Source organism: Oceanisphaera sp., assembly GCF_052084945.1.
Lineage (GTDB): Bacteria > Pseudomonadota > Gammaproteobacteria > Enterobacterales > Aeromonadaceae > Oceanimonas.
In genome coordinates this window covers 1-17,188 of record NZ_JBQDEX010000053.1, presented here as the reverse complement: position 1 = coordinate 17,188, position 17,188 = coordinate 1, and the positions used below count along the sequence as shown (strand labels likewise).

The window sequence follows — 17,188 nt, the reverse complement described above, 5'->3', positions numbered from 1 at the left end:
CTTCCGTGGATTCCGTGGCGAAAAGTTTTGATCAGTTAGTTTTACAGATTGGTATAACACTCATACCTTACGTTTATTAAAATAAAGGGGCCTGCTGATATCTCAGCAGGCCCCTTTTGTTTTTAAAGCTCAATTATTCGCTCATGAGGATTTTGCGCAGATCATGATAGAAAACGCCTTAACGTGCAAAGTTAAAAATATCTTTTAACCAATCTCCCACTTTTTCCCCCGCCTCAGGTAACGAAGGCATGCTGGGCTCACAGCCACGAATGCTGGGTAAGCCTGCCGACTGCGCCGGTAATAAGCGCGTTTCTTCACAACGCGGATCTGCAGGCATGCCGTCACTATAAGCAAAGTTAATCTGATTAATACCCGCCGGCGCTCTCAGTTGTAGTGAGTCGACTCCACGACTATCTAAATAGCGGCTATACACCCGCAGCGCACCACTAGCGCCGGTTAGGCCTGTCACACCGTTATTGTCACGCCCAATCCAAACACTGGCGAGCTCTTCGTTATCTAACCCTGCATACCAAGCATCACGCAAGTCATTAGTGGTACCGGTTTTGCCCGCCATATTACGATTAGGGAAACGCGCCGCTAAATGTGAGGCCGTACCACCGCCCACCACGCGCGTCATACCATAAAGCGCTAAGTATCCCGCTTCAGGCGACAATACCTGTGTGGCTTTAGCATTATGTTGATATAACAATTCACCCTCATCATCTTGAATGGCTCGAATTGAAGTTAACGGCTGATAAAGCCCCTGATTGGCCAGAGTAAGATACAGCTGATTGACCTCCAGTGGCGTTAGCTCCAGCGTACCCAGTAGCAGTGAAGGATAAGCCGGTATGTCTTGTCTCACGCCCATGCGCTTTAATCCCTTAATCACCTTATCTAGCCCAACGGCCATGCCTAAGTTGACCGTAGGTACGTTCAATGATTTAGCCAAAGCATCCACTAACATCACCTGACCACGAAACTGGCGGTCATAGTTATTGGGCTTCCAGACTTGCCCGCCGGCGCTGCGCAAACTAATGGGCTTATCTTCAATGGCGGAGCCTAAGGTAAAGCCATCTGCTAGGGCTTGTGCATAAACTGGCGGTTTAATTAACGAACCTATAGGGCGGCGCGCCGCCAGGGCGCGGTTAAAACCAGCAAAGCTAGGATCAGCCCCACCTACCACGGCGCTCACTTCTCCTTTGCGCCAGTTGGTTACCACCATGGCTGCTTCTAAATCTTGTTTTTTGGTGCGATTTTTTAGCTGCGCTAATTGCTCACTAATGGCCTGCTCGGCACTATGCTGGGCAATAGGATCGAGACTACTAAAGATTTTTAAGCCATTTTGTCGTAAAAACTCGCCACCAAAGCGGTCTTGCAACTCTTGGCGTAGCAGCCCCATAAAGGCAGGCGTGCGACCATAGCCCATTTGGCCGCGCTCAATGAGGCGCAGTGGCGTGCTGCTGGCTTGCTCGTAGGTTTCTCGGTCGATATGGCCATCGTTGGCTAATAGCCGCAAGACCAAATCTCGACGTTTTTGGGCGCGCTCACTGTTGCGCCAAGGATCATAAAAAGACGGCCCTTTCACCAGCGCCACCATAAGGGCGATTTGATCCGGGTTTAACTCATTGAGCGGTACGCCAAAGTAGAAGTAACTGGCCAAACCAAACCCATATACTCCCTGGTTACCGTTTTGCCCAAGGTAGACCTCGTTAAAATAGGCTTCGAGTATGTCGTCTTTGCTGTAACGAAAATCAATAATCAGTGCCATATAGGCCTCTTGAACTTTACGCCACAGGCTACGGTCTTGAGTTAAAAAGAAGTTTTTGGCGAGCTGCTGGGTGAGCGTACTGCCCCCCTGCACTGTGCGTCCGGCTTTAATATTCACCACCAGTGCCCGCAAGATGGCCAGCGGCGACACACCACCGTGTTGGTAAAAGTCTCTGTCCTCTACCGTGATCAGGGCTGTTTTTAGTAATTCGGGAATTTGATCAAGACGAACTAATAAACGATCTTCGCGCTTTTCTACGTTTAATCGATCAAGCAATACCGGATCCATACGGCCATAGCCTAGCTCACGGCCGTTGTCAGGGTTTTGCATACGCGTGAGGCGCTGACCGGAAAAGCTCAGTAAGAAGCGACGTGATTTTTCAGCACCATCAGAGAAGTTAAAAGAGCGTCGATAAATTTCAATGCGATTTGAACCTACCGAGTATTCACCGGGGCGCTTAGGATTGGCCACTTTACGGTAGTTCAATAACTGTAATTCACGCAGCATTTGTGCATGAGACAGTCTTTGATCAGGATACAACTCTAACGGGCGGCTATACACCAATGCGGGGAGTGCCCATTTTTGGCCATCAAAACGCTCTCTGACTTGGCTGTCGAGATAAATACCAAAAATACCCATTAGCACCGCAAACACCAGCGTTAATTTAAGCAGTAACCCCCACCAAGAGCGGGATGTTTTTGCCGGCTTTTTTTTCGATTTTTTCTTACCAGTTTGTTTTGCCATAATCAGTGCTTTATATGCCTCTTGGTGTGTCGCGTTGGGGCGGCTTGTGCGGGATCATCCGGCCAATGATGTTTAGGGTAGCGCCCCCGCATTTCTTTTTTTACATCTTGATAAGATCCGGCCCAAAACGCGGCCAAATCCCGGGTAATTTGTAGCGGTCGCCGTGCCGGTGATAATAACTCTAACACTAACGGCACGCGCCCATACGCCAGTTCAGGCCCACGGGGCTGCCCTAGCATTTCTTGTAACCGCACCGGCAAAATAGGGTCTTCATTGGCCCGGTAGCGAATACGAGCTCGGCTGCCGGTGGCCAAGGTGACAGCGCTGGGTAGCAGGGTATCCAGCAATTGTTGCTGTGACCAGTCTAGTCGGCTTTTAAAAATATCACTCCAGTTGAGACGCGCCAGCTCATCCCAACGCCCAAGCCCCGTCAAATAAGGCAATAACCACTGTTCGGCTTGCGCCAACCAGGTATTTTCATCGCACAGCGCAAAGCCGTTATCGGCCAACTTTTGTCCGGCCAATTGTAATCTCAGCCAATATTGCTGAGCGGCTTCGTCCAATGGTAGCGCCGACCAGCCTCGTCGTTGTACTTCGAAGAGTAAGCACTGGGCTTTTTGCTCTGGGCTTATTTTGGGTAGTGGTTTGCGCTGTAAGATCAATTGACCAAAGCACCACTGCTGCTCGGCGCGCACTCGGTTAGCGCCTTGATCCCAGTGTAATTGGTCACGGTGCACAAAATGATGAGGCAGCGCTTGCTGTAACTGCAACAGGGTGACCGGCTCTGCGGCCTGAATAAACACCCCAAGCTCATTGCGCCCTAAAGCGGCTATTGCCAGCATTTCTTTTCCCTGTAAGGGACTGGTTTGGGGCAGGTCGGCACTTAATCCCCCCGCTAAGCCATAACGAGCTTGCCGGCCTGACTGGGGGCGCAATAAACTTACCCAGTCGGGTCTGGCGTTCGCCAATAAGGCACCAACATACTGGCCAGTGGGCTTAGATTCGGCGGCTGTTAATCGGCTAAACCAGCGTCGTGCCGATGGCTTTAATGACGATTGCCGTGCCAATATTTGTCCCGATAAAGGCCCAGCCCCCCAATGCCCTTCTTCTAATAATGCCACCAAATACACACCATCGGCCAAGGCCCCCTGATGACCTTGTTGCTGCCAAGCGTGAGCGCTAAGTAACAACTGCCCCAGCCAGGGCTCGCAGCCAAGTTGCCATACTTGCTGCCCTAAGACGGTGATTTTTCCATCAGCTAATAACCCAAGCTTCGCCAATTGATGATGTGCCGCTGCCAACAGGGGCGGCGGCGGTGGCGTTAATAGCGATAATTGCTCAGGCGGCGCGCCCCACGCGGCACATTCCAGTACAAAACTGGCTAAATCACTTTGCTCAATTTCAGCAGGGCGCCTCGGAGCGAGCCGCGCTTGCTGCTCTTGGCTCCACAGCCGCACACAATGGCCTGGCTGTAAGCGCCCAGCACGGCCAGCACGTTGCGTGGCAGACGCTTGGCCTATTTGACGGCTATATAAGCGGGTCATACCTGATTGCGGCTCAAACTCAGCACGGCGCTCTAACCCCGAGTCCACTACTATGCTAATGCCGTCTATGGTAAGGGAGGTTTCTGCCACATTAGTCGCCAGTACCACTTTACGCCGTCCATTCGCAGCAGGCGCAATTGCCGCTTGTTGCTCTGCTAAAGACAGTCGACCATATAAAGGCCTCAGCTCTACATTAGAATCGGTTTTATCCGACAACAAAGTAAGCAGAGCATTAATCTCTCGCTCACCGGGCAAAAAAGCCAAGGCGCTGCCACTGTGTTGGGTTAAGGCCATCAAAATGGCACGCCCCATAGCTTCATCTAGTCTGGTGTGTTGATTGCGCGGCTGGTAACTTACGTCAACCGCAAAACTGCGCCCTGCACTGCTAATGCTGACCGCCTCGGGTAACAGCTCGGTGAGCGCCAGCCCTTCAAGGGTGGCCGACATGATGATAATGGTGAGATCATCACGCAACGCTTGGCACTCTAAGGCAAATGCTAATGCCAAATCCGCTTGTAAGCTGCGCTCATGAAATTCATCAAAGATCAGCATCTCAACACCGCTTAGCTCAGGATCTGCCTGCAACATACGAGTGAGTACGCCCTCGGTGACTATTTCTAATCGAGTTTGTTTGCCTACTCGACTTTCACCACGCATCCGATAACCCACCTGCCCGCCGGGAGCTTCACCCAATTGCGCCGCCAAATACTGAGCAATACTGCGGGCTGCCAGCCGTCTGGGCTCTAGCATAATAATGCGCCCGGTTATCTGCTGTTGCTTTAATAGCCACAATGGCAGCCAGGTAGATTTACCCGCTCCAGGCGGAGCTTCAATAATAATTTGAGAAGCCGAAAGCGCCGCGTGCAGTTGCGGCAGTACTTCAGCAATGGGCAGCTGATTCACAAGATTACCTAAGGGGAAGTGACTCAGATATTATGCCAAAAAGACCGACCCAGCGCTATATGACAGGGGGTAATCACGCGCTGCCACAAGCAAGATAAGTGCGGTGGCTGTTACTGAAATAAAATTGTTATTTAACGTAAAAGTAATACAATTATTTAAGACAATGCTGTCAACGTTATCTAAGAACAGCAAATACCCTAATATGTATTCTTAGAAAGTAAGGTAACAGGGATGTTTCAAAAAAGACTCAGCAGCATTTATCCATTTATTATATTTATTTTAGTCTTGGCTGCGGGATATTACTATACTCATTTGAGTATTACCGCACAACGAAATGAACAAAGGCTATTACTAACAGAAGTGATTAGTGCACAAGTGGCCGCCATAGAGCGACACTTGAGTCACTCACTCTCAACCACTTATATTTTGGCGCACGAAGTTCGGCGCAGCCAAGGGCAACTTAATGACTTTGAAGCGTTTGCAGAAGGTATACTGCAAACCTTAGGAGGCGTGGCCAGCTTACAACTCGCACCTCGCGGAATTATAGAGCGAATTTACCCCTTGGTGGGTAATGAAGAGGCCATTGGTCATCATTTATTGAACAGTGACAACCGAAAAAAAGAAGCATTAGAGTCTATTAACAGTGGGTTGCTCACCTTGTCTGGCCCCTTTATGCTGCGCCAAGGAAAAGTCGGTATTATAGGCCGTAAACCTATTTTTTTGGAAAGAAAAGGCGCACCGGCATTTTGGGGATTTGCCATGGCCGTGATCTATTTAGATGAGCTACTGTCACTGACTGAACTCGATAAACTACAAGCAAAAGGATATGCCTATCAACTCTCGCGTACTCACCCAGATACGCTTCAGGAAGATATATTTACCCGCTCTAATCACAATTTACATCAACTCATCGTTAATAAAGATATTCGTATCCCAAATGGTGAATGGCACATGGCAATTAGCCAGCAAACTCATTTCCCTTCGCAATGGCTCGTCGGTATCTTGCTGAGCCTGTTAGCAGCCAGTTTATTTTCATTTATTGCACGGCGTATGTTATTAGAACCAGACAGGTTACGGGCGTTAGTTGATAAACAAACGCTGCAGCTCGCGCAACTGGCTTTTAATGATGAACTAACCGGCTTAGCTAATCGGCGCTCAATAACAGAGCAACTAAACACCGCCATACGCTATACTGAGCGCGATAATACTTGCTTGGCGTTGCTGTATTTAGACTTAGATAATTTTAAATGTGTCAATGATACTGTCGGCCATGAGGGGGGCGATCATTTATTAATAGAAATTGCACAGCGCTTACAAAACACCGTAAGAGCGAGCGACATCGTGGGTCGTTTAGGGGGAGATGAATTTGCCATTATTTTAACCCATATAGAAGATCAAGAAAGTGTACGTTTAATCGCTGAGAAAATCATTGAACAAGTCTGTATTCCTGTACAATTAAAGCAATATCAAGCCAAAGTGGGTGCCAGTATTGGTATCAGCATTAGTCCAACAGACGGCAACAGCGGTGAAGCGTTAGTGCGCAATGCGGACTTGGCTATGTATCATTCAAAATGGTCGGGAAAAAACCAGTTTTCGTTCTTTTCAGATGACATGCGGGGCTAATAAAATGTGGCACATGCTCACACTAAACTGGCCTCACTCAAGTAAGGAAGTGCATTGTTAACTCAAAAGAGTCCTTTATTCTTGGCGTTTCCTGCAAACGCTATCGCCGCGCCCCTACAGAAGCTACAAGATAGGCTGGCTTTACCTGGTCCTCGTACTCCTAGTCACCAACTGCATTTAACATTGCGTTTTTTAGGCAAGCTCAATAACTCTCAATTAAACTCACTCTTAAAACAACTTCCTCGTATGCAGCTTCCACAATGCCAGTTAACGCTTAACCAGCTAGGCGGTTTCACCCGTTCCAAAACAGTATGGATAGGGCCAAAGCACATACCTGAGTCATTAATGTCATTTTACCAAGATCTTAATAACCGATGCGGCTCCTTAAAGCTCGCTCCCCCTCATAAAGCATATCGACCTCACATTACCTTATTTCGCCCTCACAATTTAGCCGAGTTATCCGCATTACCCGCGATTACCCCCATTAGCTACCACCTTACTCAGCTGGCGCTATATCGCTCTATTCCCAGCGCACAAGGTTCTGACTATGAAATACTTGAGTCGTGGGCGTTAAATGAACAAACAAGCGATTAGGACTAGTCACTTTACCCTACTCTACAAACGGTAGCTCTTGCACCAAGCGCATGCCCTGTGGCGAAATATCGGCACGCCAAGCCATGCACTCCACGCCCATGGCGATGGCTTCAGACACTAACGCCCCATATACGGGGTCAAGATGGTGGGCTGGGCTGACCTGCTTAATGCCGGTATGCAACACACAAAATAGCAACACAGCACGCTGCCCGTCTTGTACACATGCCATCAACTCTCGCACATGTTTTTGTGCTCGCACGCTTTTAGTGTCAGGAAAAAAGCCCCGCCCTTGTGCCTGACAAGTAGCTGAGTCAGATAACGCATTGTCCTCTAATAAAGTGACGCTTTTCACTTCAACATAACAGTCTAGTTCACCGGCTTGGCACAATAAAAAATCGATTCGGCTACGCTCATTACCATAGGGCTGTTCAGCTTTTATATCGCCATAATGCGCCAAAGTTGGGATCATACGTAGTTTGAGTGCCTCGCCCACCAATGAATTCGCCCGTGCAGTATTGACACATATAAAATCACCTGCTGGGTTTTCAACTAACTCCCATGTATGAGCATATTTACGTTTGGTATTATCAGAGGTTGAATAATACACAGGCCAGCCCGGCTCAGCACAGCCGGTCATTTTGCCAGTATTCGGACAATGAATAGTAATAGTGTCACCTAGTGTTGTCCCTGCGGACGTTATATTCGGCTTTATATCAGCTAAAAAGCGCTTATAACGCTGTATAAGCAGCCCCTGTTGTAACGGTGAAGAAAACTGCACAATACCTCCTATCATTTATCATCTAAAACAGAAATTTAATATCGGGATACATCTTAACCGCCCTTGAAAAGAGCCTTTTTGCCCCCATATGGTTGTGTTACCAAATAAGCGGCTCTCTGTTACTTTGAGTATCCGGTTCGCTTAACCAGTAACAAAATGGGTTACATCAAGTTTACAGCACTATTTTTACAGAAACGGCAATACGCGATTGCCTTATTGTCGCGCTTTCTGTATAGATAGCCGCTTCTTAATATTGGTTGGCGCTATTATAGCTTTTTAGGAGATACGGAATGCCAGCAGTTGAAACCAAAAAATCTCTCGGTATTCTGGCCATTGCCGGTGTTGAGCCCTACCAGGCGAAGCCCGACGAAGAATACATGAACGAAGAGCAGAAAACGCACTTTCGTAAAATTCTGGGTGCTTGGCGCAATCAATTGCGCGAAGAAGTTGATCGCACCGTAGGCCATATGAAAGATGAAGCAGCCAACTTCCCCGATCCGGTGGACAGGGCCGCTCAGGAAGAAGAGTTTGCACTTGAATTACGCGCCCGTGATAGAGAGCGCAGATTGATTAAAAAAATCGATAAAACTCTGCAACAAATCGAAGAAGACGACTTTGGCTTCTGCGAGCATTGTGGTGTAGAAATCGGTATTCGTCGACTAGAAGCCAGACCTACAGCCGATTTATGCATCGATTGTAAAACCTTGGCCGAAATCAAAGAAAAGCAAATGGCCGGTTACTAAGCGAGTATGAATAACCGTGCGCCCAAGCCTTATATTGGGCGCTTTGCTCCCTCACCGAGTGGCCCCCTGCATTTTGGCTCACTAATTGCTGCGTTAGGCAGTTATTTGCAAGCCAAAAGTCAGCAAGGCTTATGGCTACTGCGTATCGAAGATTTAGATCCTCCGCGAGAAGTACCTGGCGCGGCAGATTCGATTCTGCGTACTCTGGATGCGTTTGGTTTACATTGGGATGGCCCTTTGGTGTACCAAAGCCAACGTCTTGATGCCTATCAGGCGCTTCTAGACAGCTGGGCAGATGCAGAGCTAACCTATTATTGTCATTGCACGCGTAAGATGATTGCTCACAGTGGCGGATTTTATAATGGTCATTGTCGCCACTTAGCATTAGGTAGCAAAGAAGCTGCCACACGCTTGATAATGCACCAGCCGGTTTATCACTTTGATGACCAACTGCAAGGCACAATCAACATTAATCGCGATTTGGCAGAAGAAGATTTTATTGTGCGCCGCCGCGATGGCTTTTATGCTTATAACTTGGCTGTGGTGGTTGACGACGCACAAGCAGGCATAACCGAAGTGGTACGCGGAGCAGATTTATTAGAGCCCACAGGTCGCCAGATTGCACTTTATCGGTTACTTAAACTGCCGGTTCCTCATTGGTTACATTTGCCACTTGTATCTCACGATGGCCTTAAATTGTCGAAGCAAAACCATGCCCCCGCATTGGATGTTCATAATCCAAGCCAGGCGTTATGGTCAGCGTTGTGCTTTCTGGGGCAGCAGCCGCCGGTATCGTTAATCAAAGCCGACGTGAATGAGTTGCTGAGCTGGGCTTGTCATCATTGGCGCTTAGACAAAGTACCAAACAAAATCAATGTTGAACTCTCATGCGTTGGTAGTTCGCATTTTCACCACTCTGCGCTATTATAGTGCGCCAATTTTTTTAGCTTAAGGCCTTGCGAGGTGTCCTATTTTTTCCCAGATTGCTAGCTTTTGTAAAAAGCTGCTGACCCGACAACAGGAGGCGTTGCCCTTGCAACCCCTAGTGTTAACGCGCGACCAACATGGTATTTCGCGCAGTCAAATCAGCGAAAACGCCCTAAAAGTACTGTATCGCCTACACAAGTCTGGCTTCGAAGCCTACTTGGTCGGCGGTGGGGTGCGTGACTTGCTACTGGGCAGACAACCCAAAGACTTTGACATTGCCACCAGCGCCACACCAGAACAAGTGAAGCAGCTGTTTGGTAATAGCCGCTTGGTAGGTCGCCGTTTTCGCTTGGCACATATTTTATTTGGTCGCGATATTATTGAAGTGGCGACTTTTCGTGGCCATCACCATCAAGTCAATAACAGCAAAGACATGTCATCTCAGTCATCAGAAGGTATGTTACTGCGCGACAATGTGTATGGCACCATTGAGGAAGATGCCGAGCGTCGTGACTTTAGTGTTAACGCCCTGTATTACAACATTGCCGATTTCAGTGTGGTGGGGTTTTCTAATGGCCTACAAGATTTAGAAGAACGGCGACTTGAGCTAATTGGGGACCCTGAAACACGCTATCGTGAAGATCCGGTACGCATGATCCGTGCGGTACGTTTTTCGGCCAAATTAGACTTAACTATTAGCCCGCGCACCGAGGCGCCTATTCGCGAGCTGGCCCCTTTACTGTCGGATATACCCCCGGCACGCTTGTTTGAAGAAACTCTTAAGCTACTAATGGCCGGTTATGGTCTAAAAACCTATCGCACCTTAAAGTATTACGGCTTGTTTGCGCCTTTATTCCCAGAAGCTGCAGAAGTGATGGGCCAAGGGGATAATAACTACGGTCGTTTTCTTGAATTAGCACTGACTAATACCGACGAGCGTCTTGCAAAAAATATGCGCGTCACGCCGGCCTTTTTATATGCTGCACTATTATGGGGCCCAGTAGAAACACGCACCCAGCAGTTTATGCATGAAGGGGGCTTGAGCTATTACGACGCCTTTATGATGGCCATGGATGAAGTGCTGAGCCGCCAAGTAAAAAGTGTGGCGATTCCCCGTCGCTTTAGCTCTGTAGTTCGTGATATTTGGATGCTGCAAGACCGTCTTAACAGACGCAGTGGCAAGCGCCCCCATCGTCTTTTAGAGCACCCTAAGTTTCGTGCTGGGTACGATTTTCTCCTGCTCAGAGCCGAGTTAAACCCTAAGCTGACTGAGCTGGCCGAATGGTGGACTGAGTTTCAAGAAGCAAACCCCATTGATCGTCAACAACTATCGCGTCAAGCCAAAGCAAAACACAATAAATTTGGTGATAGCTCAAGCAAGCCCCGTAAGCGGCCACGCCGGCGCCCGCGTAAGAAAAAAGAAGCATGACCACGGTTTTTATCGGCCTAGGGGCGAATTTACAGCAGCCTTTAGTGCAAATTAGCGCAGCACAACACGCCTTAGCCGAACTTGCTAAGGCGGGCACACTGCAGCACTCACCGCTGTATCAAAGCCAACCCATGGGGCCTGCCGATCAGCCGCTATATACCAATGGGGTATCTGTATTTGATACCGCTTTGTCGCCTCTGGCACTACTCGATGCGCTGCAAGCCATAGAGCAGGCTCAGGGGCGAGTGAGAAAAGATGAGCGATGGGGGCCACGCACCTTAGACTTAGATATATTGCTGTATGGCGACCTTATTATGGATGAGCCGCGCCTGACAGTGCCTCACTATGGTATGAAACAGCGCGAGTTTGTTCTCTATCCTTTGGCCGATTTAGCACCTGACTTAATTTTGCCTTGTGGCAGTGTACTGGCAGAGCTTATACAAGCCTGCCCCACTAATGGACTGACCCTTCTACCTTCGCAGTCGTAGTAAAGGAATAACTCATGAGTAAAATAACCACAGCCCGCCTGCTTGCCATGAAGCAAGAGCAGCAAAAAATTGCCATGATCACCGCCTATGATGCCAGCTTTGCTGCATTATTCGATAAAGCCGGTGTGCATGCGCTATTAATTGGTGATTCGTTAGGCATGGTGCTGCAAGGTGAAAGTAGCACCTTAAAAGTCACGGTAGACGACATGGCTTACCATACTCGCTGTGTGGCGAATGGCGCTGAAAAAGCGTTGATTGTCGCCGATTTACCGTTCATGAGTTACAGCAATCCAGAGCAAGCCTGTAGCAATGCCGCCAGCTTAATGCGAGCGGGCGCCCAGATGGTGAAGTTAGAAGGTGGCGCTTGGCTTACAGAGACAATCACCCAGCTCACCCGCCAAGGCGTACCCGTTTGTGGTCATTTAGGCTTAACCCCCCAATCGGTGCATGTGTTTGGGGGCTTTAAGCTACAAGGCCGAGCGGCAGAGCAAGCGGCGCAAATAAAGCAAGATGCCAAGGCGCTAGCCGCCGCAGGGGCCCAGTTGTTGGTGTTGGAGTGTGTACCGACTCAACTGGCAAAAGAGATAAGTGAGCAGCTCTCGATTCCAGTGATTGGCATTGGTGCCGGCCCTGATACCGATGGTCAAGTGCTGGTAATGCAAGATGCGTTAGGCTTAACCAGTGGTTATGTACCTAAGTTTACCAAGAATTTTTTGGCTGAACACGGTCAAGTACCCGCCGCCATTGCCGCTTATGTTAATGATGTAGCCGATGGACGCTTCCCAGGCCCTGAGCACAGCTTTAATTAACCGAATTAAACAGAGAGTATTTTGCTGATATGCAGCTACTTGATAATATTGCAGCCTTAAGAAATACCATCACCCACTGGCGACAACTTGGCCTACGTATTGGTTTTGTGCCAACCATGGGCAACTTACATCAAGGTCATCTTGCGCTTGTAAAAGCGGCACAACAGCACTGCGATAAGGTGGTGGTGAGTATTTTTGTTAACCCAATGCAATTTGATAGTGCCTCAGACTTAACTGCTTATCCACGCACTTTAGCGCAAGATTGCGCACACTTGGGCTCACTTGCCGATGCGGTGTTTACGCCAACATCTGAACTAATGTACCCCAATGGCCAGCAGCAACACACTCGAGTCACTGTGCCTGGTATTGCCGAGGTATTAGAAGGTGTACTCAGACCAGGGCACTTTGATGGCGTGAGCACAGTGGTCTGCAAGCTATTTAATTTAGTACAGCCAGATGTGGCATATTTTGGTGAAAAAGACTACCAGCAGCTGGCCTTGATCCGTACTATGGTAAGCGACTTAAATATGCCGATTGATATCATCGGCTTGCCAACAGTGCGCGACACAAATGGCTTAGCGCTCAGTTCACGCAATGGTTACTTAACCCCAGATGAACTAAAAAAAGCGCCCGAGCTCGCCGCCAGTATGCGCCATATTGCCGAACAAATTACTGCAGGTCAGTCTGATATGACCGCCTTGGCCAACCAAGCAAGTGCTCATTTAAATAGCCTCGGCTTTCGTACAGACAGCATAGATATAGTGGATGCCAATACCCTGGGCCCCATTACTGAACGCAGCCAAGCGGCGGTGATTTTAATGGCAGCATTTCTTGGCAAAGCCAGATTGATAGATAACCAAGTCGTCCCTTTATAAGTTTTGTTAGCAGGGCCATTCCCTCTCGGCTTACTAATTACCATGGAGATAAGATTAATGGATATGCAACGCATCATGCTCAGAGGCAAATTACACCAAGCCCGAGTCACTCACGCTGAGCTTAATTACGAAGGCTCTTGTGCCATCGATCAAGACTTACTCGATGCGGTCAATATTCGTGAATACGAGCAAATTGATATTTATAATATTGAAAATGGTGAGCGCTTTCATACCTATGCCATCTCTGGTGAGCGAGGCTCTAAGATGATTTCATTAAACGGGGCAGCGGCACGCAAAGCCGCCGTTGGCGATCGTATTATCATTTGTGCCTATGCGCCCATGAGCGAGCAGCAAATTGAAAGCTATGATCCTAACCTAGTCTACCTAGATGCAGACAACAATATTGTTCGCACCAGCAAGAACATTCCGCTGCAATTGGCTTAAACACAGCGGTCAGTTAAAAATAAAACACCGAGCATGATGCTCGGTGTTTTTGTTGGTATGCTAGGCAGTGTTTAGTATTAGGCCATTAGGAGTACTTCGTCTAATACCAATCTAAGTAAATATATGATCTATTTTTACGTTGAGCGGTGGAGGCACAAAGATCTGCTTTTGTACCAATCTACCCCGAGCGTAGGGTCGAATTTATTCGACCTCTTTAGGCCTTGCTATGGTTTTTAGTCGATTGAAATCGACCCTACAGAAGCCATAAAACCTGATCAGCTAGTTTTCCAGATTAGTATAATATGCAAAAAAATACCCCCAATATTACGCTTTTGCCTTCATCTGATGTTAAAGCAGCGGCGCAGCTTTGCGCGTTAGCCATGGCCGATAATCCGTTACATATAACAGTATTTGGCCAAGCTGCTAATAAGCGCCAGCATCGACTAACACGACTCTTTAACGGCTTACTGCCCTACATCAATCGCAATGGTGACTTGCTTGGGGCCTATGTTGATGATCAGCTGGTGGGAGTATTAGGCCGTTTACGGCCCCTATCTTGCCAACCTAATTGGCAAGATACTCTTCGATTGATACCTACTTTATTGACCAGTAACTCTGCGCTGGGCTTACTGAAAACCTGTAGCTGGCTGAATAACTGGGCCAAGCTCGACCCCGGTACTCCACACTGGCACTTAGGCCCATTAGCGGTAACACCGAATGTGCAACGCCAAGGCATAGGTCGTCAATTAATGGACTGCGCCATCAACCAAGCCGAGGGCGTTAACCTTTATTTAGAAACCGATAAGCTCAGCAATGTGCAGTTTTATCAAAGTTTAGGCTTTAATATCACAGCTACCCCGCTATTGCTGGGTACGCAAACTTGGTTGATGCTTAAGAAAATGCGTTAAGCCGTACGCTATGCGCCGTAAGTAATCGCCAAACAGCGTACAGCCCCCCGCAAGAGCTTAGGTTCGTAACCCGCGTCCGGTGTGAATAAGGTACCAAGCCCAGCTATAAAACACACCAATAAAGCCAATAATAATGGTGTAGGCAATACCTAAACTCACATCAGAAATACCCAAAAAACCATAGCGAAAAGCATTCACCATATACAACACCGGGTTGACCTGTGAAATAGTCTGCCACACCTCGGGCAACAGACTAATAGAATAGAACACCCCGCCTAAGTAGGTTAGCGGCGTTAGTATAAATGTTGGGATAATGCTGACATCATCGAAGCTACGCGCGTAAATGGCATTTAGTAGGCCAGCAAGTGAAAATAATACCGAGGTTAAAAAGATGGTAAAAATCACACTTAACAAATGCTCTATATGTAAATCCACAAAAAACAACGACACCAAGCTAACAATCAGCCCCACCAGTAAGCCACGTACCACACCCCCGCCAACGTAACCGGCAATAATCACATAAGTGGGGACAGGTGCAACTAACAACTCTTCAACGTTATGCTGAAATTTACTGCTAAAAAAGGACGAAGCCACGTTAGAGTAAGAGTTGGTGATAACAGACATCATGATCAAACCGGGCACAATAAACGCCATGTAAGAGTAGCCGTCCATTTCACCAATACGACCACCAATCAGGTTACCAAAAATCACAAAATACAGTGACATGGTTATGGCTGGTGGCACCAAGGTTTGCACCCAAATGCGGCCAAAACGTACGACCTCTCGGTGCAGTATACTCTTGAAAGCCACATAATAACGATGATGACTCATGCACTTGCTCTCCCATTCTCAACTAAGGTCACAAACAGCTCTTCTAAGCGGTTAGCCTTATTGCGCATACTTAACACTCGCACCCCTTGCTCATTAAGCTGAGCAAATACCTGATTTAAGCCCTGCTCTTTTTGCACTTCTACTTCTAATGTATGTGAGTCAAGCAACTGCCAATGCATACCCGATAGAAAAGGCTCTCGACCATCGGCGGCAAGATCTAAAATAAAAGTTTCAGCAGTCAGCTTACCTAACAGCCCTTTCATACTGGTATTTTCTACTAATCGGCCTTTATCAATAATACCGATATGGCGACACAGTAACTCTGCTTCTTCTAAGTAATGCGTAGTCAGAATAATAGTGATGCCTTGCTCATTAATTTGTTTTAAAAAATCCCACATGGCACGGCGAATTTCAATATCAACACCGGCGGTCGGCTCATCTAAGATCAATAACTTAGGCTCATGCATTAACGCGCGCGCTATCATTAGGCGGCGCTTCATGCCGCCAGACAAAGTTCGTGACGGCACATAACGCTTATCCCATAAATCCAGCTGTTTTAAATAACGTTCGGCGCGAACTTTCGCTTCTTTACGCTCAATACCATATAAACCGGCCTGATTAACTACGATATTTTCAACTTTTTCAAACTGGCTAAAATTAAACTCTTGCGGCACTAGGCCAATCTGAGACTTAGCCTGTTCAAGCTCGGTATCTAAGTCAAAACCAAAGACCTTTACTTGGCCTGAGGTCTTATTCACCAGCGACGAAATAATACCAATGGTGGTCGACTTGCCTGCGCCATTCGGCCCAAGCAGGGCATAAAAGTCCCCTTGTTCAACATCAAGGTCGACACCTTTCAACGCTTCTACGCCACCGGCATAGGTTTTACGCAAGCCTGTAATTTCCAATGCTTTGGTCATTAATCGCTCCATAGAATAAGACACCCCTTAAAGAGTTATCAGCTTTAAAGCGCAAGCTATAACCCAAAAAGAGCACCGAACTGATAGCCCGGCGCTTTAGTTCCAGTAAGATAAGATGGTTGGTATTATGCTGTAGTAAATTAATCGAGCGGGATAACCTTGCCAATATAAGGAAGGTTACGATAGCGTTGGGCATAATCGATGCCATAGCCCACTACAAACTCATCGGGAATCGTAAAGCCTACCCAATCAACAGGGACATCCACTTCGCGCCGCTCAGGCTTATCAAGCAGCGAACAAATGGTCAGCGAAGCAGGTTGGCGCAACGATAGTATTTCTTTTACCTTACTTAAGGTGTAACCGGTATCGATAATGTCTTCGACAATTAATACATGCTTGCCGTGAATCTCATCATCTAAGTCTTTTAAGATCCGCACATCACGATTGCTTTCCATGCTACTGCCGTAGCTAGACGCGGTCATAAAATCGAGTCGCACTGGCAGTGTTATTTGACGACAGAGATCGGCCATAAAAATACAAGAACCGCGGAGCAGCCCCACCATTACCAACTCATCAACGCCTTGATAATGTTTATTTATTTGCTCGCCTATGGCCTGAGTCTTGGCATGAACCTCTTCAGTGCTAATCAGGACATCTACTCTGTGTTTCATGTTCGCTCCGCTCGGGATAACAGCACCCGACTGTGATTAAAGGCGTATTCTAACGGAATTTCAGACTCTCTGCATGTAAGAGCCAGCATTCGCCGACACATTCAGACAACTCGGTGCTAATGGGAAGGCAGAGGGTGTCTGCTCCGTCGACCCTCCGCGCCAGGGAGGGCGCGGCGGAGCCCCCATGGA

At 47.9% G+C, this 17,188-nt stretch carries 16 protein-coding genes; 10 read left to right on the top strand and 6 right to left on the bottom strand.

Going from position 1 to position 17,188, the window contains the following annotated elements:
- Window positions 1–178: 178 nt before the first annotated feature.
- Window positions 179–2,512, bottom strand: a complete 2,334-nt coding sequence (mrcB, locus tag ACTHY5_RS06700; protein ID WP_441878009.1) for a penicillin-binding protein 1B — start codon at window positions 2,510–2,512, stop codon at window positions 179–181.
- A 2-nt stretch (window positions 2,513–2,514) separates the two neighbouring features.
- Window positions 2,515–4,959 (bottom strand): ATP-dependent helicase HrpB, encoded by a 2,445-nt coding sequence (hrpB, locus tag ACTHY5_RS06695; protein ID WP_441878007.1) that lies wholly within the window; start codon window positions 4,957–4,959, stop codon window positions 2,515–2,517.
- A 231-nt stretch (window positions 4,960–5,190) separates the two neighbouring features.
- Between hrpB and ACTHY5_RS06690 the strand changes: the two genes are divergently transcribed.
- Together ACTHY5_RS06690 and thpR are read left to right on the top strand one after the other, a co-directional pair.
- Window positions 5,191–6,582: a diguanylate cyclase domain-containing protein gene (locus ACTHY5_RS06690; RefSeq protein WP_441878005.1), complete on the top strand. Its 1,392-nt coding sequence runs from the start codon at window positions 5,191–5,193 to the stop codon at window positions 6,580–6,582.
- 54 nt (window positions 6,583–6,636) lie between these two features.
- Window positions 6,637–7,176 carry an RNA 2',3'-cyclic phosphodiesterase gene (gene thpR / locus ACTHY5_RS06685; RefSeq protein WP_441878003.1) on the top strand — a complete coding sequence of 180 codons (540 nt, stop codon included), beginning with the start codon at window positions 6,637–6,639 and terminating at the stop codon, window positions 7,174–7,176.
- A gap of 16 nt (window positions 7,177–7,192) precedes the next feature.
- On the opposite strand, the gene sfsA is transcribed toward thpR, so the two are convergent.
- Window positions 7,193–7,954: a DNA/RNA nuclease SfsA gene (sfsA, locus tag ACTHY5_RS06680; protein ID WP_441878001.1), complete on the bottom strand. Its 762-nt coding sequence runs from the start codon at window positions 7,952–7,954 to the stop codon at window positions 7,193–7,195.
- Between the two features lie 290 nt (window positions 7,955–8,244).
- Between sfsA and dksA the strand changes: the two genes are divergently transcribed.
- The 8 genes from dksA to ACTHY5_RS06640 all read left to right on the top strand — a co-directional run bounded on the left by dksA (window position 8,245) and on the right by ACTHY5_RS06640 (window position 14,577).
- Complete coding sequence (dksA, locus tag ACTHY5_RS06675) at window positions 8,245–8,697, top strand: RNA polymerase-binding protein DksA (RefSeq protein WP_441878000.1); 453 nt, start codon at window positions 8,245–8,247, stop codon at window positions 8,695–8,697.
- Window positions 8,698–8,703: 6 nt separating this feature from the next.
- The gene (gluQRS, locus tag ACTHY5_RS06670; protein WP_441877998.1) at window positions 8,704–9,627 is read left to right on the top strand and encodes a tRNA glutamyl-Q(34) synthetase GluQRS; all 924 of its coding nucleotides are present in this window, start codon (window positions 8,704–8,706) and stop codon (window positions 9,625–9,627) included.
- Between the two features lie 103 nt (window positions 9,628–9,730).
- On the top strand, window positions 9,731–11,053 hold the full coding sequence (gene pcnB / locus ACTHY5_RS06665) for a polynucleotide adenylyltransferase PcnB (RefSeq protein WP_441877996.1): 1,323 nt from the start codon (window positions 9,731–9,733) through the stop codon (window positions 11,051–11,053).
- Entirely contained in the window at window positions 11,050–11,541 is a 492-nt protein-coding gene (gene folK / locus ACTHY5_RS06660) for a 2-amino-4-hydroxy-6-hydroxymethyldihydropteridine diphosphokinase (protein ID WP_441877994.1), read from the top strand. The genes pcnB and folK overlap by 4 nt, the downstream gene beginning before the upstream one ends.
- Window positions 11,542–11,555: 14 nt before the next feature.
- Window positions 11,556–12,350: a 3-methyl-2-oxobutanoate hydroxymethyltransferase gene (gene panB, locus ACTHY5_RS06655; protein WP_441877992.1), complete on the top strand. Its 795-nt coding sequence runs from the start codon at window positions 11,556–11,558 to the stop codon at window positions 12,348–12,350.
- Between the two features lie 29 nt (window positions 12,351–12,379).
- Complete coding sequence (gene panC, locus ACTHY5_RS06650; protein ID WP_441877990.1) at window positions 12,380–13,225, top strand: pantoate--beta-alanine ligase; 846 nt, start codon at window positions 12,380–12,382, stop codon at window positions 13,223–13,225.
- Window positions 13,226–13,282: 57 nt separating this feature from the next.
- Window positions 13,283–13,669, top strand: a complete 387-nt coding sequence (panD, locus tag ACTHY5_RS06645) for an aspartate 1-decarboxylase (RefSeq protein WP_425435404.1) — start codon at window positions 13,283–13,285, stop codon at window positions 13,667–13,669.
- A gap of 302 nt (window positions 13,670–13,971) precedes the next feature.
- Window positions 13,972–14,577, top strand: a complete 606-nt coding sequence (locus tag ACTHY5_RS06640) for a GNAT family N-acetyltransferase (RefSeq protein ID WP_441877988.1) — start codon at window positions 13,972–13,974, stop codon at window positions 14,575–14,577.
- Between the two features lie 57 nt (window positions 14,578–14,634).
- On the opposite strand, the gene ACTHY5_RS06635 is transcribed toward ACTHY5_RS06640, so the two are convergent.
- From ACTHY5_RS06635 to hpt, 3 genes are all read right to left on the bottom strand, one after another.
- Entirely contained in the window at window positions 14,635–15,408 is a 774-nt protein-coding gene (locus ACTHY5_RS06635; protein ID WP_441877986.1) for an ABC transporter permease, read from the bottom strand.
- Window positions 15,405–16,328 (bottom strand): ABC transporter ATP-binding protein, encoded by a 924-nt coding sequence (locus ACTHY5_RS06630; RefSeq protein ID WP_441877984.1) that lies wholly within the window; start codon window positions 16,326–16,328, stop codon window positions 15,405–15,407. The genes ACTHY5_RS06635 and ACTHY5_RS06630 overlap by 4 nt, the downstream gene beginning before the upstream one ends.
- Before the next feature lie 140 nt (window positions 16,329–16,468).
- Window positions 16,469–16,999 carry a hypoxanthine phosphoribosyltransferase gene (hpt, locus tag ACTHY5_RS06625; protein WP_441877982.1) on the bottom strand — a complete coding sequence of 177 codons (531 nt, stop codon included), beginning with the start codon at window positions 16,997–16,999 and terminating at the stop codon, window positions 16,469–16,471.
- Window positions 17,000–17,188 lie beyond the last annotated feature (189 nt).